Origin of the sequence: Rhodobacter maris (assembly GCF_900217815.1) — a bacterium.
GTDB lineage: Bacteria > Pseudomonadota > Alphaproteobacteria > Rhodobacterales > Rhodobacteraceae > Rhodobacter > Rhodobacter maris.
In genome coordinates this window covers 345,685-363,986 of record NZ_OBMT01000003.1, presented here as the reverse complement: position 1 = coordinate 363,986, position 18,302 = coordinate 345,685, and the positions used below count along the sequence as shown (strand labels likewise).

The 18,302-nt window shown below is 65.6% G+C and carries 17 protein-coding genes; 4 read left to right on the top strand and 13 right to left on the bottom strand.

Going from position 1 to position 18,302, the window contains the following annotated elements; translation table 11 throughout:
• A partial coding sequence (locus CRO22_RS07765) for a terminase TerL endonuclease subunit (protein ID WP_217991881.1) occupies nt 1-290 on the bottom strand: 290 nt, incomplete at its 3' end.
• A 105-nt stretch (nt 291-395) separates the two neighbouring features.
• Here CRO22_RS07765 and CRO22_RS18645 point away from each other — a divergent pair.
• Complete coding sequence (locus CRO22_RS18645) at nt 396-704, top strand: hypothetical protein (protein ID WP_141399427.1); 309 nt, start codon at nt 396-398, stop codon at nt 702-704.
• Between the two features lie 578 nt (nt 705-1,282).
• Here the strand turns inward: CRO22_RS18645 and CRO22_RS07760 are convergent.
• From CRO22_RS07760 to CRO22_RS07740, 5 genes are all read right to left on the bottom strand, one after another.
• Nucleotides 1,283-2,353 (bottom strand): radical SAM protein, encoded by a 1,071-nt coding sequence (locus tag CRO22_RS07760; protein WP_097069556.1) that lies wholly within the window; start codon nt 2,351-2,353, stop codon nt 1,283-1,285.
• Nucleotides 2,350-4,335: a RiPP maturation radical SAM C-methyltransferase gene (locus CRO22_RS07755; protein WP_176518583.1), complete on the bottom strand. Its 1,986-nt coding sequence runs from the start codon at nt 4,333-4,335 to the stop codon at nt 2,350-2,352. The genes CRO22_RS07760 and CRO22_RS07755 overlap by 4 nt, the downstream gene beginning before the upstream one ends.
• 4 nt (nt 4,336-4,339) lie before the next feature.
• The gene (locus CRO22_RS07750) at nt 4,340-6,394 is read right to left on the bottom strand and encodes a RiPP maturation radical SAM C-methyltransferase (RefSeq protein WP_176518582.1); all 2,055 of its coding nucleotides are present in this window, start codon (nt 6,392-6,394) and stop codon (nt 4,340-4,342) included.
• A gap of 95 nt (nt 6,395-6,489) precedes the next feature.
• The gene (locus tag CRO22_RS07745; protein ID WP_141399426.1) at nt 6,490-7,272 is read right to left on the bottom strand and encodes a hypothetical protein; all 783 of its coding nucleotides are present in this window, start codon (nt 7,270-7,272) and stop codon (nt 6,490-6,492) included.
• Between the two features lie 40 nt (nt 7,273-7,312).
• Complete coding sequence (locus tag CRO22_RS07740; RefSeq protein WP_141399425.1) at nt 7,313-8,617, bottom strand: trypsin-like serine peptidase; 1,305 nt, start codon at nt 8,615-8,617, stop codon at nt 7,313-7,315.
• A gap of 455 nt (nt 8,618-9,072) precedes the next feature.
• Between CRO22_RS07740 and CRO22_RS18825 the strand changes: the two genes are divergently transcribed.
• Together CRO22_RS18825 and CRO22_RS07735 are read left to right on the top strand one after the other, a co-directional pair.
• Nucleotides 9,073-9,297, top strand: coding sequence for a hypothetical protein (locus tag CRO22_RS18825; protein ID WP_176518581.1), 225 nt, complete (start codon nt 9,073-9,075; stop codon nt 9,295-9,297).
• Between the two features lie 70 nt (nt 9,298-9,367).
• The gene (locus CRO22_RS07735) at nt 9,368-12,013 is read left to right on the top strand and encodes a bifunctional diguanylate cyclase/phosphodiesterase (RefSeq protein WP_176518580.1); all 2,646 of its coding nucleotides are present in this window, start codon (nt 9,368-9,370) and stop codon (nt 12,011-12,013) included.
• A 31-nt stretch (nt 12,014-12,044) separates the two neighbouring features.
• Here CRO22_RS07735 and CRO22_RS07730 read toward each other — a convergent pair whose 3' ends face one another.
• From CRO22_RS07730 to CRO22_RS07720, 3 genes are all read right to left on the bottom strand, one after another.
• On the bottom strand, nt 12,045-12,521 hold the full coding sequence (locus tag CRO22_RS07730) for a threonine/serine exporter family protein (RefSeq protein ID WP_097069550.1): 477 nt from the start codon (nt 12,519-12,521) through the stop codon (nt 12,045-12,047).
• 2 nt (nt 12,522-12,523) lie between these two features.
• Entirely contained in the window at nt 12,524-13,321 is a 798-nt protein-coding gene (locus CRO22_RS07725) for a threonine/serine exporter family protein (RefSeq protein ID WP_097069549.1), read from the bottom strand.
• A 164-nt stretch (nt 13,322-13,485) separates the two neighbouring features.
• Nucleotides 13,486-14,640: an alpha-D-ribose 1-methylphosphonate 5-triphosphate diphosphatase gene (locus CRO22_RS07720; RefSeq protein ID WP_097069548.1), complete on the bottom strand. Its 1,155-nt coding sequence runs from the start codon at nt 14,638-14,640 to the stop codon at nt 13,486-13,488.
• Nucleotides 14,641-14,745: 105 nt separating this feature from the next.
• Between CRO22_RS07720 and CRO22_RS07715 the strand changes: the two genes are divergently transcribed.
• Nucleotides 14,746-15,423 carry a DUF1045 domain-containing protein gene (locus CRO22_RS07715; protein ID WP_097069547.1) on the top strand — a complete coding sequence of 226 codons (678 nt, stop codon included), beginning with the start codon at nt 14,746-14,748 and terminating at the stop codon, nt 15,421-15,423.
• On the opposite strand, the gene phnN is transcribed toward CRO22_RS07715, so the two are convergent.
• From phnN to CRO22_RS07695, 4 genes are read right to left on the bottom strand one after another with little or no spacing between them, the layout of a single operon-like run.
• Nucleotides 15,405-15,944, bottom strand: coding sequence for a phosphonate metabolism protein/1,5-bisphosphokinase (PRPP-forming) PhnN (phnN, locus tag CRO22_RS07710; RefSeq protein ID WP_097069546.1), 540 nt, complete (start codon nt 15,942-15,944; stop codon nt 15,405-15,407). The genes CRO22_RS07715 and phnN overlap by 19 nt on opposite strands.
• Nucleotides 15,941-16,624 (bottom strand): phosphonate C-P lyase system protein PhnL, encoded by a 684-nt coding sequence (gene phnL / locus CRO22_RS07705; protein WP_097069545.1) that lies wholly within the window; start codon nt 16,622-16,624, stop codon nt 15,941-15,943. Before phnL ends, phnN begins: the two co-directional genes overlap by 4 nt.
• 40 nt (nt 16,625-16,664) lie before the next feature.
• Nucleotides 16,665-17,420, bottom strand: coding sequence for a phosphonate C-P lyase system protein PhnK (gene phnK / locus CRO22_RS07700; RefSeq protein WP_097069544.1), 756 nt, complete (start codon nt 17,418-17,420; stop codon nt 16,665-16,667).
• Nucleotides 17,417-18,286, bottom strand: coding sequence for an alpha-D-ribose 1-methylphosphonate 5-phosphate C-P-lyase PhnJ (locus CRO22_RS07695; RefSeq protein ID WP_097069543.1), 870 nt, complete (start codon nt 18,284-18,286; stop codon nt 17,417-17,419). Before CRO22_RS07695 ends, phnK begins: the two co-directional genes overlap by 4 nt.
• Between the last annotated feature and the right edge of the window lie 16 nt (nt 18,287-18,302).

Here is an 18,302-nt window from a genome sequence, read left to right as displayed (position 1 = left end):
GCGCGCTGGATGAACCCCTTCGGCCCGGCGGGCAGGAAGGTGTAGGTGATCAGATGGATCAGCCCGTCGACCGGCACCGCAACGCAGATCGCGGTGAGATCCGTGGTCTTCGAGAGGTCAATCCCCACCCAGGCATCGCGGCCGCGAAGCGCGCGCAGATCGAAGGGCGCCGCCCCCTTGTCCCAGACCTCCCGCTCGATCCAGGACTGCGCGCCCTCGGTCCACAGATCGAGATGCAGGCGCCGGAAGTTCGGCATCTTCCCCGCAATCGCCTGCGCCTCGTGCAGCATCGCCCGGAACCGCTCCTCGCTGACGGGAGCGGTGGCAGCGCAAGCATTGGAGTTGCGGCACACATTGCAGCGGCGTCCGCTGGTGGGCCTTGGTTTGACCCTAACATGACCGCCGAAGAACGTTCATCAATTGAAAACGGCATCTGGCTTTGCCAGACTTGCAGCCGCCTAATTGATACGGATGTTTCAAGCCATCCCCGCGATACCCTCATTGAATGGAAAAGGCTTTCAGAAATTCAAGCATATTTGGCTCTGCAAAATCTTGAGGTTGTTCGCTCCCGCAACTTTGAAGACCTTGAGGGCAAGATGCCTGAACTTATCTCTGAAATGCGACAGGACTTGAAGAGGTACCCGTTTACCCGCGAATTTATAGCAATGCCCCCAAAATGCATCTATAACGGGCCTGGAAAATGATTTTCTCATATTTCTTCGAAGATCATGAGCACCTATTAGAAAAATGAAGGTTTGTGAGAATTATGGCGCTGCCGTGAACATCACATTCAACAACGTCGATAGATTTGAATTTACCGAAGATTTCGCCGAATACCTTGAAAGGCCCGGACGACAGCAATAACGAAAAAGGCCCCTATGCCGAAGTATCGGGGCAGTTCAGGTTATTCAAGGCCCAGTGGATGGGTTCTGCGCACCGGCAACAGCGGGCGCAATTTCAGCGCCACGCCGGGCGGCATGGCGTAAAGCGGCAGGCCGATTACGGCCCGGTCGGTGTCAGGATCAACGCCAGCGGCGGTGCAGACTTCGCGCAGGGTCTGCCTCGCTTGATCGGATCACCGCAGGGTGACACGCCGTTGTGCGACGCCGCGGCAAGCCATTTGGCCAGTTCGGCGATCTGGTCTTCGGCGGGTGTGGGCATGGTCATTCGCCCCAAGCGGCGCGGGCATATCGACAGCCGACGCGATCATGACAATCGGGCTGCTGGCCGCACCGCGCGCTCGATGCGCCCACCGCCACACAGAGCCTCTGGGGCCTCGCGGTCAGATTTCCGCCATCACCTCTCTCCCGGCGGTCTGTGCCCGAAGCACGTCTTCGGCGGCGCGGTCGAGCTCTTCGAGATCGGCCGTCGCAAGCATCTGGCCGCACAGGTTGCAAATCCCAGAATTGTCCCGCGGGAAGCTGTGGCCGCGCGCGATCAGAGCCAGCATCAACCGTTTGGGTCCCCATTGACGGATCACACGCAGCGCGGGGCGCGCTTCCATTTCATGGATCGCCTGACCCAGCCGCCCCGGCGGGGCCGCATAGGCGCGCTCGGGATGGTTCACCCAGGGCGCGCAGCAAGGAAAGAGCCTCCCGTCCTGATCAACCGTGGGCATTCGCCCCGCAACCGAGCAGCGCTCTTCCGGTGTGGCGGAAAGCGGCCGCCACACCACCTCCTTGTGCAGCTTCTCTGCCGCCCGCCCCTCTCCGGTGAGATATTGCCAGTTGACCAGCAACCGCTCGCGAATGGTCTCGGCGAGAAACTCTGCCCGTGCCTCGGGGGCGAGGCTGTCCATATAGCGCCCCCAGTCGTTCAGATCGGTCGCGCGCTCCTCGCCAAGCCCGTAGAAATCGAGCAATACCCGCAGATCCTCTGGCGCGCCCGCGCGCGGGTCGGCGCAATCGCCCCGGACCACGCAGGAGACCAGCGGCGCAAAACCCACCACACGCGCGGCATCGACGTAATTCCGCGCGATACTGGCCGGCAGATAATCGAGGTGCCATTTGTCGAGCGAGAGCCCCACCGCATCGAGCCCCGCCGCCTTGAGATGACGCAGCATCTCCTCTGCCCGGCGCGGCGTCGCGGCCCAGAACCCGTTTGTCGTTAGCCGCACAGATTTGCCACGCCGCTTGATGTGCTCGATCAACGCGGTCACTTCTTGGGGATGCAGCATCGGCTCTCCGCCGGAGATGTCGATAAACCGGATCTCGGGCATCGCCGCCAGTTGATCGACATAGGCACGCGCGCGCTCCAGGTCCATTTCTCCCCGGCGACCGGGCCCGGAATGCACCGAGCAATGCGCACAGGCGATGTTGCAGCGCATCGTGTAAAGCAAAACTGCAGTGCTCATGGCCGTGCCCCCTCGGTGATGCCGGACAATTGCCGCGCCAGCGCCCGCGGGATCTCCGTCCGAGGGACCACGGGGGCGGAGAACAACGGCAAGGCGACGGCCAGCCCGTCTTCCTCGGCCACGAGCCCATGCGCGAGAAGCTGGATGAACACTTCGGTCGGATCGGTCCCGTCGATTTCGTGCGCGCGGCGCATGCGGCTGTTCTCTGCGGCGATCTGTGCGCTCACCAAGGGGTCGAGATAGGGCGAGGGGTGCGACCACCAGCGCGTGACCCCGATCTTTGCAAGCCCGGTGGGAGCCGCAAGATCGCCCATCAAGCGGGCTGCGACCGGGCCGAGCACGTAGTCGATCTGAAAATCGCCGACGCGACGGATCACAAGATGGGCATCGGCGATCACGAGCCGATGGCTCCGCTCGGCATAGGCGTTGCGCCAGTCCTGCACCGGACCGGCCGTTTCGGTGGCGATCTGATCGAGGATGGCCAATCTCTCGGGGCTCCGGTCGGCGTCGAAGCGATAGGCCAGAAGGGCAAGCGTCTCTGCCTCGGCCGGGTGACAATACCGATACCAGCGCGACGGGCGGAGGTTTTCGAGCCCGTGCTCCTCGGGGAAGCGATACATCGGCGCAAACCGCTCCACCTCGCAGCGCACCAACCCGAGCGGCGGGCGCAGGTGACGGATCCGGCGGCTCAGCTCAGCCTGATGGCGGTAATGCGCCACGGTTTCGCCCTCGAAGCCGAACAGAATCGACCAATGCACCCGCAGGCCAAGTTCTTCGGCAAGGCGCAGGGTGTACACGTTGTGGATCCCGGTCGTTCCCTTTTTCATCAGCTTCAGAACCGGTGTGGAAAGGCTCTCGATTCCGGGCTGGATCTGGCTGATCGCATTTTCGGCGAAGGTCTCGATGACGCGCCGGTCGAGGTTTGCCTTCACCTCGAAGAAAAACTCCGCCCCGCCGGAGGCCTCGCCGAGTTCGGGGCAGACCTGCGTGTAATAATCATGCGGCATGATGTTATCGACCGCCATGAAACGCGGCGGGGCATGGGCCGCGGCGAGGGCGCGGATTTCGGACAGGAACCGTTCGGGCTCCTTGCGGAAATAAGGCATCTTGGTGGGGCTCAGCCCGCAAAATGTGCAGTGATGCTTTGCCCCCCACCAGCAGCCGCGCGAGGCCTCGACTGGAATGTAAAAGGGCAAGGCGCGGCGCAACCCTTCGGGGAGATATCGATAATAATCGGAATAATCCGGCACCGGCAGGCTGTTGGCATCGGTGATGCGCATCGTGGGCGGGCCGGAGCGGATGGTCCGCTGCGGCCCGCGCTCCAACACTCCGGGCAGGTTCGCGGGCACACCGGCGATCAACGCCTCGGCAAGCGGGACGATGACATCGTCGCCCTCCCCCATCACCACGGCATCCAGAGCGGGGCAAAGCCGCATCACGCCATAGCCCATCGGATCAGCGCAGCCGCAGCCCCCCATGATCAGCCGCAGTGCGGGATAGGTTGCCCTGAGCCGGTTGGCGAGCGCCACCGAGGCATTGAGCTGCGAATAGGAATTGGCAAAGCCCACGATATCGAAGCGCGACCAGTCCGTTCGGGCGATTTCGGCATCGATGAAATTCGCCGCCCCCCGCCGCCAGGCGACCGCATCGGCGCATTTCGCCGCCGCCTCGCCATTGCGTTCGAGCGCTTGCAGATAGGCGGGGTCGGTCTCTTGCCAGGGCGCATCGGGAAAAGCGGCCGGGCCGAAGACCCATTCGCCCAGATGCACGCCGAAACTGTCGCAGATGTCCTGATAACGTTGCAACCTTTCAAGCGTATCGAGGCCGAGATGGTCGAGATAGCGCAGCGAGAGATAGATCACCTCGGCCTGATGACCGGCCTGCTGCAACCGGGTCTTGAGCAGGGACGTGCCGATCGAGGGCCAGGCGGCCGGGCCGAAGGGGGCTTCAATCAGCGCAACGCGGAGCGGGGAGCGGGGCATCGGCTCACATCCCTGCCATGACGGGCTGGCGGGCGGGAGCATCGTCGCAGATCGAGGCGATCTGCCCCGCATAGGCATCGACGGGCAGCGCCAGAACCCGATCCCCTTCCGCGAGCAACAGCCCCGAAGCAAGGAGCTGGCCAAGGATGTCCTCTGCATCCTTGCCCCGGCCGCGGTCGCGGTGATCCTGAACCCGGTCAGGAAAGCAGGAGAGGTAGCGCTGCAGGATCTGGTCAGAAATCTGCCGCGCGCCCATCGCGTCCCACTCAGTCTCGGGCATAGGCGAGGAACTCAGCCTTTCGCGGGCGACGATTTCATCGGCCGCGCGCAGTATCCGCCCGTAGCGTTCTGGCAGCAAGATCAACCGCTCCGGGCGCGCGAGCGGGCCGAGCGCAAGCACCGTTGCCCCTTGCGCGTGCAGAAGGTGCAACGTGCAGCCCAGAGCGCGATAATCAGCCTTCCACGCCTCTACGAGCGGTTTCATCCGGGTCTGAAGGAACACGTCGATCTGCGGATCGCGCTGGGGGTCTTCGTAGTCGAAGCGATAGGCGATGCGGGAGCGCAGGCTCTGTGGGATCTCGGGGAAGGCATGATCATACCAGCGCGAATGCCCCGTCAGGCGGATACCGAACGCCTCCGGCCGGGTCTGATAGGGGCTGAACCGCTCGATATAGACCGGCGCAAGATTGCCCGGCGCGATCAGATGCGAGATCCGGCGCAGCACCTTGACCATCTGTTCATACTGCCCAAGCGTCTCGCCGGGAAAGCCGGTGAGAATGAACCAGGAGACATCGAAACCGCCCTCGGTCAGCCATTTCAGCGTCTGGATGTTCTGAAGGGCGGTGATGCCCTTCTTCATCAACTTGAGGATCTCGCTGTCCAGCGACTCGATCCCGGGCTGCACCTTCATCACTCCTGCCGCACGCATCGCCTCGAAATGATGTCGGCGCAGGTTCGCCTTGATCTCGTAATGGACGAAGTACTTCCGTTCGGAGGCGGCTAGCCGCGGCAGGACCGAGCGGAAATAGCCGTGATCGAGGATATTATCGACGACAAAGAACTTCGACAGGTTCCAGCGCTGCGCCTGTTGCTCGAATTCCGCCACGGCCCTGTCGGCGGATTTGGACCGAAATGCCATGCGATCGGCATTGAGGCCGCAGAAGGTGCAATGCGATTTCGCTCCCCACCAGCAGCCCCGCGCGGTTTCGATGGGCAGGAACATCGGCAGATCCGGCAGCGGGCCGCGCATCGCCTCAAGATCCGCCTTGGTGCGGAAATAATCGCGGAAATCTGGGATCGGCAGGTCATCCATCCGGACAGGCGCGGCAAGCTCCGCGCGCCGGTTGATGCCCGCAGGCCCGCGGGTGACATACCCCGGGATCCGCCCGACCCGCTCAGTTTCGCCGCTTGTCAGGGCCTCGACCATGGAGACGAGCGTCTGCTCGGCCTCGCCGGTGGCGACAGCATCGATCTGCGGATAGGCCTCGAGCAACGCCTCGCCCATATCCCCAAAGCAATTAGCCCCGCCAAAAAGGATCTTGACGCCGGGCGCGAGGCGTTTGAGCGCCGCCGCCGTGGCCAGCGAAGGCTGGGTTTGCATGAACGAGGTGGTGAAGCCCACCACCGGGGCGCCGGAAGCCGCAAGCCTGCGCGCGGCATAATCGGCAAACGCCGCCGCGCCGGGACGCAACCGGGCCAGCCTCTCGATAAGAGCGCCGGACACGACGCTCTGGCGCAACAGGTCTTCGAGATAAGCGATATCGGCTTCGGCGCTTTGGCGCGGGCTGAACAGCCACTCTCCGGGCAGAAAATCCCACAAATAGGCGATCTCGTCATGCAGCCGCCACGACTGGGTCAGATCGGGGCCGATCGCGGCAAGATATTCGAGGTTGAAATCATAGATCCGCGCACGCTTGCCCCGGGCCTGAAGCGCCGCCTTCAACGTGGCAGGCCCGATGCTCGGGATTGCGCAAAGCCCGAACGGCATCACCGCGAGCGCAAGATCAAGGCGGCCCTCGGGGGGCGCGGGCCGGGCGGTATCGGGGGAAACGTAGGTCATGGCCATCCTTCACCGTTCGGTCGTGCAGGACACGACCGGTTCTTGCGGGGCAGGCGGAGGGGGCCCGGAGCATGACCTCCGGACCCTTCTCCGGGTCATCCGTGGTAGTGGATATCCAGCAATGCGGCATCGCCGATATGCAGGCCCGGCATCCCTTTCACATCCGCATCGGTCAGGCTCTTGCCGTGATAATGAATGTCAAGGAAAGCCGCCGAGCCACCTTTCGGCAAGGCCAGCGCGGGGGAGCCCGCCGCGGTCGGCATCGTGAGCCCCCCGGCTTCCGGCCGGATCACGTCGGTGGCCTGGCTGCCATGGTAATGGATGTCGAGAAAAGCCGCCGAGCCGCCCTTCGAGAGGGCCGGGGTGCTGACCAGATCGGCTGCGGTCGCGCCATGATAGTGAATGTCGAGAAAGGCGACCGACCCGCCCTTGTCGACTGCGGGGTTGGCGGCGAGATCGGCCGCATCGGAGCCATGATAATGAATATCGAGGAAGGCCGCCGAGCCTGCGGGATTGTTCACCACCGGTTTCGCGCTGACCGCGGTGCGCCCGGTCAGGGCATTGGTGATTGCCGAACTCGATGACATCAAGGTGCCGCCTTCGGCCGCGGCACTTTCACCGATCGCCGAGCGCGAAACGAGATCGGCAGCGTTCGAACCGTGGTAATGGATGTCGAGAAACGCCGCCGAGCCGCCCTTCGAGAGGGCCGGAGCGCTGACCAGATCGGCCGCATCCGACCCGTGATAGTGAATGTCGAGAAAGGCCGCCGAGCCGCCCTTGATCGGGGCCACTGTCGCCCCCACCCTCGCAGCGGTCATCTTGCCCGTGATCTGCGAAGCTTCCGCTTCGCCCGCAGGCCCGTAAACGTGAATGCGCATGTCCATCTCCCTTCTGGTCTGGTTGCCGCCTCAAGTCGCCTCAGACGCTGGCGCCAAAAGCCTTCCAGCGTTCCAAGTTGTAAAAGACCTCCTCGGTAATCCTGCTGGCGCTGTTCGCGGTGGTGTCGCCGTAGTTGTGAATGCCGATCGCCACATAATCCTGGCCATCCCACATCACGACCGGCGCGCCGCTCATACCGCCGAATGTGTCGATCTCATAAAACAGGGTCTGGGGCTGCGGCGGGCGCAGCTCCTTGGTATGGCCCCACATCGTGCCGGGGGGCTTGTCTTGCGGATAACCGGAAATGTTGGCCAGCGCGCCGGAGATCATCGTATCGCTGAGCACGCCATAGCCGAAATAGCCCTGATCGGCCGGTTCCGCGAAGATCACGCCATAATCATGCGCCGCGTCGCGGCTCTCGGCCCAGCCGCGCGTGGTGGCATAGTGCGTGGCAAGAACCGAACGTTCGACCCGCGCGCTGTTTTGCCCGACATGGGCGGTAATGGACTGCGCCCAGCCACCATGGTTGTGCATGAAGACGCAATGCCCCGCGGTCACAATCACGCCCGGCGAGATGAACCACCCGGTCCCGAGCCATTTCGAGCCGGTGGCCGCGGTGATTTCGAGCCGGCACAGCCAGCGGAAGGGCTGACTGAACGTATCGGAGACCTGCACCCGATCATCGGCCAGAATGATCGCTTCGGCGGCGGCACTTTCCGCCGTGCCCACCCCCGTGTCCGGCGCAGGGCCGATGATCCGGCGCAAGGCGACCATGCCCGACTGGCCGGCATCGGGAAGCGGCCCCAGATCTGGCGCGGGCGGGGAGGCGGCGCGCAGGAGCGGAGCGCTCTCGGCCCCGCGCCTCAGATGCGCCTTGCACAGCGCCTTGCGCTTGTGAAACGCCTTGGCAAAGACGGGAAAGGGCAGACCGGGTTTCGTGCTGGCCGCGGCGGCCTCCGCCTGCGGCGCGGCGACGATATTCTCGACCGGTTCTGCCGGGGTGTTGGGAAAGATCAGGGCAGGAGCCGCAAGGATCCGGCGTTCCGGCAAAGCGGGGCTCTTTGACGCGGCGGCCTCGTTCCCGGCAGGTGCCGGTTTCGGGCTTTCAAACGGGGCGTCCTCCGCGTCGTCCCCTGCCGGCTCAGGCAGACGATGGATCTGCAAAAGCTCGCGCAGGGCTTTCACCGTGGTGACATCGATCATCGCATCCGGAGACAGGATGCCCACCCGCCTGGGCAGACCCGCGGTGGAATATCCCTGCGCGTCCAGATAGCCGATTGGATCACGGCAGAACCCTGTGAGGTCTTGCCCTTCTAACGGTAGCTGCAAGATGAACTTGGACAAGGTCTGCATCTTGTAAACTCACCACGAACACTCAGCAATGCAACCTATAGTAGATGATTCCCCGCATTTTTTAAACAACAATGATATAAGATTTAAACTGGTGCGGTGGCACCGCTCCCGAAATCGGAGTCTCGTCGCAAACCCGGCGCAAAGGCTCCGGCTGCCGTGACTTCCGTCGGCAGGGAGGGTTCAGGCACCGCGGGCAGACCGAACCGGATGAACCGGATCGAAGGGGGGCTTTGCGGGCGCCGGGAGGCAAGGCGCGCGCGCCGTTCAGCCAGAGCACCGCGACAGGTTCCCCTCCCCGCATTGGCGAAAGCGGACTGCGCTTCCCATCCATCGCATCGGCGCGCCAGCTCTCGAAGGGCCAATGGCCGGCTTGCAGCGCCGCATGGGGTTGAAGGCTTGTTAACCCTGTTCGGTCAGGCTCGTGACATCAGGAACGAGGAATCGTCATGTCCATCGCCATGTCACTTGCCGCTCTCACCCGCCAGAGCCCCGAAATCTCGCAATATGGCAATGTCACCCTGCTTTTGTGGCGCAGGACCGCCTTCGGCATGGTGCTCGATGCCGAGGGCCGCGCCGGGCGCTCCAGCACGCCCTATCCGCGCCATGAGCTGGAAGCCGCCATCGCCCCGCACCGTGCCCAGATTGCCGCAGCCCGCGCCGCCGCGCGTTAAGACACCGTTAACCCTGGCGCCATATCGTGACGGCGTCAAAGTAAGATTTCGTCCGAAAGTATGGACTGCCATGCCATTCAGACCGTTTTCCGGCATTCTGCTCGTCCTCGGACTGGCGGCCTCTCTCGGAGGACTTTTCGGCACCCTGCAATACACCCGCAGCTGGAACCGCTTGAGTGAACGGCTGGAGCAGGACACATATGCCGCCGCCGATCATGTCGAGCTGCTGATCCGCTCGATGCGCCTCTCTGCGGAGATGCTGCTCGAACATCTCGCGCCAGAGAACCTCACGGAAGGCGCGAAGCCGGCGATTGCCGAGGTGATGCGCGAAAACCATGGTCTCGCTGCGGCGCTGGTGCTCGATCGGACGGGTCATGTGGTCGCCGGCCAATATGGCGGCGGCGATCCGGTTGGCCTCGACCTCTCCGACCGGCCCTATTTCTCGGTGCATCGCCATCACAGCTGGGACGGGTTTTACGTCAACGCGCCGATCCGCGCGCGCATCGACAGTGCCTGGTCACTGCCCCTGAGCCTGCCGATCCACGACCGGGAAGGGCAGTTCGCCGGTGTCGTGGCGGTGGTGGCGCAAGAAGCTTTTTTCGCGCATTTGCGCACCCCCTTCCGGGCTGAGGATCTGCGGGTCTTCCTGCGCATGCGGCCCGATGGCCAGTTCATCGCCCTGCCCGATCCGCATGGCACCAAACCCCTGCCCTTGTCGGTGCGCGAGACGCTGGCCCCGCATGTCGATCACGAGACCTCACCGCACCCCGGCACGATGCATTATGACCTGCCCGATCTCGTCGTCGCCCTGCGGCAAAGCCCGTCAGGACTGTTTGACGTGCTGGCGCTGCGCTCAAGCGCCAAGATGCGCGCCGAAGCGCTAACGGCGGCGCTGCGCACCGGCCTCGGTGCGACGGTCGCGGCGCAGCTCGTCGGCATGGCGGGGCTCGGCCTCGCGCGCTGGGCAAAGGCTGCACAGACCGAAGCCGAACGCGCCCGCTTCCTGCAGGAGCGGCTGCGCCTCGCCACCAGTGCCGGGCGGATCGGCGTCTGGGATCTCGACATTCTCAACAATCACGAGATCTGGGACGAGACGATGCATGCGCTTTATGGCCTCATCCCCGGCAGCTTCGAAGGCGGCTTGGAGGCCTGGCTCGACCATGTTCATCCCGAAGACAGGGTGAAGGCGCGCGCCGATTTTCGCCGCGCCCGCGAGCACGGCACCGATCTGGCGAGCGATTACCGCATCCTCACCCCCGAGGGCGAGATCCGGGTGATGCGCACCCATGCGCGGTTTTTCCGCGATCGGCAGGGCCGGGCCGTGCGGGCCCTGGGCGTCAATTACGATGTGACCGAGCAAGTGGCCCGCGAGGCCGAACTGGTCGCCGCGCGCGCCGAAGCCGAAGCCGCGCGCGCCCGCATCGCCCATGATGCGCTTCATGATCCGCTCACCGGGCTCGCGAACCGCCGTGGCATGGATCTGTGCATGCGCGAAAGCTTCGAGAATGTCCGGCCCGATCTGCCGTTCGCCTATCTGCACCTCGATGTCGACCGCTTCAAGTCAATCAACGATGTTTTCGGCCATCAGGCGGGGGATCATCTGCTCTGCGCGGTGGCGCGGTTGTTGACCCGGGCCGCGCCCGAAGGGGCGGTGGTGGCGCGCATGGGGGGCGATGAATTCGCCATCTTCGTTCAGGGCACGGGGGCAGAGACGCGCGCGCGCTCATGCGCCGAGCGGTTCCTGCGCGCCTGCCGCGAGCCGGTGGTGTTCGAGGGCAAGAAATTGTGGTTCAGCGTCTCGGTCGGGGTAAGCGCGCGCGCCGGGGGCGATGCCGGTGAACTGGTGCAAAACGCCGACATCGCGCTTTACGAGGCCAAGAATGCGGGGCGTGACCGGATCATCGTGTTCTCGCCCGAGTTGCGGCGCCGGGTCGAGCATACCAAGCGCATCTCCGACAAGCTCGTCGATGCGCTGCGCCAGGACCGGATCGCGGTGCATTTCCAGCCCCAGATCGACGCCCGCAACCAACGGCTCGTCGGCGCCGAGGCGCTGGTGCGCTGGCACGACCCCGAGGAGGGGGTGATCCCACCCGACCGCTTCCTGCCGGTGGCTCGCGAGATGGGGCTGCTCGCGCGGATCGACGGCATTGTGTTGCGAAAATCGGTCGAGACGGTGCGCAGCCTCGCGGCACGCGGCATCAAACTGCCGCGGATCTCGGTCAACGTCGACGTGCAGCGCCTGATGCAGCCCGACCTTTTCGAAGACCTCGCCGCGCTCGGCCCGCTGCCTTGCCCGCTCGCTTTCGAGCTTCTGGAAACGCTCGATTTCGACGAGATCACCGATGCGATGCTTGAGGTGTTGGCGCGGCTGCGCGCACAGGGAATCGCCATCGAGATCGACGATTTCGGCCGCGGGCGCACTTCGCTTGCCACAGTGCAGCGGATCCGCCCGGACCGGCTCAAGATCGACCGCTCGCTCACCGCGCAATCGGCGCGCGCGCCCGAGGGCGTCGATCCGGTGGTCGAGGCGATCTGCAACATCGGCCGCGCGCTCGGCATCGGCGTCACCGCCGAGGGGATCGAAAGCCCCGATCAGGCTGCGGCTCTGGCACGGATCGGCTGCGATTGCCTGCAGGGCTTCCTGTTCGCCCGGCCGATGTCAGACGTGGATCTGGCGAACTGGATCGGCGCGCGCAGCGAGCGGATGACCGCCTGAAGATGGCCACCCGAACGCCACGCGAGCAGGCTCAGAAGTCTTGATTCTTCAGAAGTTGTGCCGGGATCACCAATCCCGCGCCAATCGCGCCGAGCGTGAAGATCACCCGGATGATATGCTCCGAGGCCATGACAAATGTTTCGACGGCATCGGCGGGATGGGGCGCGGTGACGGCAAAGAAGCCCAGCAGCGCCTGCCCGAAAAAGGCGCCCGGCACCATCGGGATGCACCCCGCAAGCGCCACGGCGTTGCAGGCGGGCCCAAGCGCGCGACGCAGCGCCGAGACAGAACAGCTCGTGACGATCGCAGCAGCGAAAGTGGCTCCTTCGAGGCTCCAGGCAAGATCCTGCCCGATCGTGCGCACCGCAAGGGCGAGCGCCCCGGCCGCGGCGCACCAGGGCAGCGCCTTGAGCCCGAAATTGAACAGCACCCCGAAACCCGCGGCGGCAAGCGCGCCGAACAGCGCCTGATGCGCCAGATGCGGCACGAATGGCAAAAGGCTCTCCATGCTCACCCCCTGATCCCCAGAAGCGCTTCGGCAAACCACACGCCCACCGCCGCAAACACCATGATCATCAAGACCCAGACCGCCCGTGCACTGCCCATCGTCGGATAGCCGTCCATGATATCGGCCTGCGCATTGGTCGCGGGCACGCCCGGCACCAGCAGAAGGATCGAGGCCATCATTGCCAGATGCACGGTCGTGCTCTGCAGCGCAAGCGATCCGAGCCCGCCGACAGTGGCGGCAAAAAACGCGATCGCTCCCGCAACGAGGAAAATGTTCACGCCCCGGTGCAGGAGGTGATGGCGCAGATACTGCCCGAGCGTGCCGCCGAGCAGCACCGGTCCGAAAGAGAGCCAGTCGATCCCGAGCAACCGCCCGAAGGAGGCGCAGGCAAGCCCTACCGCCACGGCGGTAAACCACGGCGCGTGGCGGGGCGTCTCGCGCACCAGCCGCGTCAGCTCCGCCTCCACCGCCTCGACGCTCATCCCCCCCGTCTCGGCGCGCGCGCAAAGCTCCCGCACCGCAAGATCGAGCCGGTGATTCACACCGAGCCGCCCCAGATGCAGCATCCGGGTGATTGTCGTTTCCTCCGCGCGCAGCGTCATCGCGATCGAGGCATAGCCGGAGCGCAGGCCCACGGTCTCCACGCCGAACCCCTTCGCAATCATCGTGATGCCACGGTGCACGACGCTGACCGATGCGCCGCTTTCCATCATGATCCGCCCCGCCTTGAGCGCCGCATTTGCATAGCGTTCGAGGTCGCGATGGCGCACCACAACGCTGTCTTGGGTGTTGCTGTCCATGTCTCTTCCGGCCTTGTGCGCCCCAGCCCTAGCAGCCCCCGCAGCCCCCGCCAAGCATGCAACCGGCCCTGCGGCGCCCTTTTCGGCAAATCTCGACAGCTGCGAAAAAGACACGCAACGATCTGTCAGATAGAGGAAAGATCGCGCAACACCCTTACCCGGCCTTAGCCCACCCGGCGCCCGCGCACCCAGACGCCGCGCAGCCCCGCGGTCTGCTCGATGCGATGCGCGCGGATCACATCGGCCCTCAGTCCGACGGCAAGGCGGCCGCGGTCCACAAGCCCGACGGCGCGGGCGGGCGCCGCGGTGACCGTGGCCAGACCGCGCGCCACATCGCCCCAGATATCGCCAAGCATCAGCGCGGCAGACAGAAGCGCCGATGGCACGTAATCCGACGAAAGAATATCCAGAAGTCCCGCTTCGGCCAGATCAGCTGCGGCGACATTGCCCGAATGCGAACCACCGCGGATGAGGTTCGGCGCCCCCATCATCACCGAAATGCCCTGCGCATGACAGGCCTCGGCCGCCTCGTAAGTCGTCGGAAATTCCGCAAAGCGCACCCCATGCGCCTTTGAAGCCGCCACCTGCTCGGCGGTGGTGTCGTCATGGCTTGCGAGCACCGCGCCAAAGTGGCGCGCCGCCGCCACCGCGCCCACCTCATGCGCGGGGCCAAATGCCGCGCGCAAGGCGCGCTGGCTCGCCACATGCTCGGCAAAGCCCTCCTCGCTCAGCCCGTGCTTGCCGATCACATAGTCGCGCAGTTTCGAGATGTCGCGAAACTGCCGCGCACCGGGGGTGTGATCCATCAGGCTGACAATCCCCACCCGGTCTCCGGGGCCGAATTTGGCGAGTTCCTCGAGCAGGGTCTCCGAGCAGGTCTCGGCACGCAAATGGATGTAATGCGAGATCCGGAACCCGTCGCGCGCGCGCATTTCAAGGAGTTCATCGGCCAGAGCGCGGGCATATTCGCGGTAATCGCCCCGCATCCCCGAAAACCGGATCGAGCCCACGCGCAGCGCATCGAAGACCGTGGTGATACCGACCGAACACAACTCCGCATCATGGGCGATCAGCGCGGCCGCATGCGGCCAGGTCACCTTCGGGCGCGGCTCGATATGGCGCTCGAGATTGTCGGTATGCAGCTCAATGAGCCCGGGTGCGAGCAGATCACCTTCGAAATCCTCGCCCCCCGCAGGCACCGTGCCCCCCTCGCGGATCTCGGCAATCACCCCCTCGCGCAGCACCAGCGCGCCGCGCATCACCCCCTCGGGCAGAACCAGCGTGGCATTGGCAAGCACGGTTTCGGTCGGATCGGTCATCGGAGCCTCGGAGGGAAGGGTTGCGGGAAGCCATGTCGCAGGCGAGTGTCACACCGCGGTGACAAAGCGCTGCCAAGGGGGCGGAACGGGACGCACGGGGGCACCATGAAAATCGAACGCTACGCGCTTTACTTCGCGCCCGCCGAGCGCGGGCTGGCCCAGGCAGGCGCCGCCTGGCTCGGCTGGGATGCCGAGGCCGGGGTGGAACTGGTGCAGCCCGATGTTGCGGGCATCGCCGCGGCCACCGAGGCGCCGCGCAAATACGGGTTTCATGCCACGTTGAAGGCGCCATTCCGGCTGGCAGAGGGGATGAGTGCCGACGATCTCGCCGAAGCGCTCGGCCATGAGGCGGCGCAGATCGCGCCGGTCGAGATTCCCGGCCTCGGCATCGCGCCGCTCGGCGGGCGCTTTCTGGCGCTCCGCCCGGAAGGGAACGAAGCGGGGCTTGTGACGCTCGCCGCCGAGGTGGTGACCCGGTTCGAGCCCTTCCGCGCGGCGTCGAGCCGCGAGGAGCTTGCACGCCGCCGCCCAGAGGGGCTGACGGCGCGCCAGCGCGACCTGCTCGGCGCTTTCGGCTACCCTTATGTTTTCGAGGAATACCGTTTCCACATGACGCTGACGGGCGATCTGCCCGCGGCGGAGATCGAACGCCTGCGCCCGGCGGCGGAGGCGCATTTCGCCCCCCATCTCGCCCGGCCCTTCCCGGTCGATCAGCTCTGTCTTTTTGGCGAGGATGCGGCGGGACGGTTCCATCTGCTTTCCCGTCACACGCTCTCGGGCTGAACTGCGGCGAGCAGCGCCGCAATGCCTGCCGCGAGCGGGCCATCGTTCACGATCCGATGCGCCGTGATGCCCCCCGGGAGGGGCAGCGCCGCACGGGCAAGCCGCGCCTCGATTTCCGCCCTGCTCTCCCGCCCCCGGGCGGCAAGACGCCGCGCAAGCACCTGCGGAGAAACCCAGATCTCGATCACCCGCAGGTCAGGGAAGGCGGCAAGGCAGGCGGGGAGCGCGGCACGCGAGCCGTTGAAAATCACATCGCCCCCGGCCGCGAGCCGGGCGAGTTCCGCGGGCCGAATACCGTAAAGGAGCCCATGTGCCGACCAGTCGAGCGCAAAGCCGCCCGCGGCGCGCTCTGCCTCGAACTGCGCGGCATCGAGGCTTTCGAAATCCTCGCTTTCGGCGGCCGGGCGCGTGATGGTGCGGCGCGCACGGTGAATTTCGGGGCGCGCGAGGGTCAGCCCGGCAAGCAGTCGGTCCTTGCCCGCGCCCGAGGGGCCCACAAGCGCGAAGAGCCGCCCCCTCATGCCGCCCTCGCGGGGGTGAAGGCCGTCACGTCGACCGCGCGATCGGCCACGCGGGCGCGCGCGGCTTCGTCATGAAAGATGCCGATCAGCGCCGCCCCGCGCGCCTTCGCCGCCGCGATCAGGCCGAGCACCACCTCGCGGTTCACCGCATCGAGCGAGGCGGTGGGTTCGTCGAGCAAAAGCGCAGGGTAAGGATGGGCAAAGCCGCGCGCGATGTTCACCCGCTGCTGCTCGCCGCCCGAGAAAGTGGTGGGGGAAAGCGACCAGAGCCGCTCGGGGATGTTGAGGGTGGAGAGCAAGCCTTCGGCCCGCGCAATCGCCTCGGCCTCTCCCATGCCAAGTGCGAGGAGCGGCTCGGCCACGACGCGCCGCGTGGGAACTCGCGGCACGACGCGCAGGAACTGGCTCACATAGCCGAGCCGGTCGCGGCGCAAGGCAATGATCTCGCGCGGGCTCGCCTGCGCCACATCGAGCCCGCCCACAAGGATCTGCCCGGAGGCGGCGCGGTAATTCCCCCAGATCATCCGCATCAGGGTGGATTTTCCCGCCCCCGAGGCGCCTGTCAGCGCCACGCATTCACCGGGCGCAACGCTCAGAGCCGCGCCGCGCAAGACCTCGATCACTGCCCCGCCCTGATTGTGCAGCGTAAAGCTTTTGGAAAGATTTTCGATCCGGATCATCGGCATGGTCCCTGATGTTTCGCCCCGCCCGCCCTCCCGCTCATACCTGCAGCACCGAGGAAACGAGGAGCTGCGTATAAGCGGCCTGCGGGTCATCGAGCACCTGATCGGTGAGCCCCGCCTCGATCACCCGGCCATCCTTCATCACCATCAGCCGGTCGGCGAGCAACCGCGCCACGGCAAGGTCATGGGTGACGATGATCACGCCAAGCCCCATCTCGCGCACGAGCGCGCGCAGAAGATCGAGAAGCCGCGCCTGCACTGAAACATCGAGCCCCCCGGTCGGCTCGTCCATCAGGACAAGCCGCGGGGCGGTGACGAGGTTGCGCGCGATCTGCAGCCGCTGCTGCATGCCGCCCGAAAAGGCGCGCGGGCGGTCGTCGATCCGGCCCGGATCAATCTCCACCCGGCCAAGCCAGTCTTCGGCCGCGGCGCGGATCGCGCCGTAATGGCGCGCGCCCACCGCCATCAGCCGCTCGCCCACATTGGCCCCCGCGCTCACCCCCATGCGCAGCCCGTCGCGCGGGTTTTGATGCACGAAGGCCCATTCGGTGCGGGCAAGCACCCGCCGTTCGGGCTCGGCCATGGCGCCAAGATCGCGGCCGCGGTAAAGGATCTGCCCGCTGTCAGCCGCAAGATGCCCGGCAAGGCACGCCAGCAGCGTCGATTTCCCCGACCCCGACTCGCCCACGATGCCCAGCACCTCGCCGGGGAAAAGATCGAAGCTCACCCCGGTGCAGCCGATCCGCGCGCCATAGCGCTTCTCGAGCCCCTCGACCTGCAGCAGCGCGCTCATGCCGCCTCTCCCCCGGGCGCAAGCCGCCCCGCGTGCCCCGCGGCCCGGCGCGTGGCGCAGAAATCGGTGTCGGAGCAGCAAAACATCCGCCCGCCCGCGTCATCCATGATCACCTCGTCGAGGTAGCTCGTCGTCGCGCCGCAAAGGTCACAGGCGGCATCGGCCTTGGTCGGCTCGAACGGATGATCCTCGAAATCGAGGTTCACCACCCGCGTATAGGGCGGCAGGGCATGGATCCGGCTCTCACGCCCGGCGCCGAACAGCTGGATCGCCGGGTTGCCCGAGAGCTTGGGGTTGTCGAATTTCGGGATCGGGCTCGGGTCCATCACATAGCGCCCCTCGACCTTGACCGGATAGCCGTAGGAGGTGGCAATCGCGCCGTGGCGCGCGATGTCCTCGTAAAGCTTTACATGCATGAGCCCGTATTCCTCAAGCGCATGCATCTTGCGGGTCTCGCTTTCGCGCGGTTCGAGAAAGCGCAGGGGCTCCGGGATCGGCACCTGATAGATGAGGATCTGCCCCTCTTTGAGCGGCGCCTCGGGAATGCGATGGCGTGTCTGGATCAGGCTTGCTTCGGTCGTGTGTTCGGTCACCGCCACACCCGCGGTGCGCTGGAAGAAGCGCCGGATCGAGACTGCGTTCGTCGTGTCATCCGCGCCCTGGTCGATCACCTTGAGCACGTCTTCGGGCACGAGGCAGGCCGCCGTCACCTGCACGCCGCCGGTGCCCCAGCCGTAGGGCATCGGCATCTCGCGGGAGGCGAATGGCACCTGATAGCCCGGCACGGCGAGGGCTTTGAGCAGGGTGCGACGGATCATCCGCTTGGTCGACTCGTCAAGATACGCGAAGCTATAGGCCTCAGTCATGGTGCCCTCCGGGGCC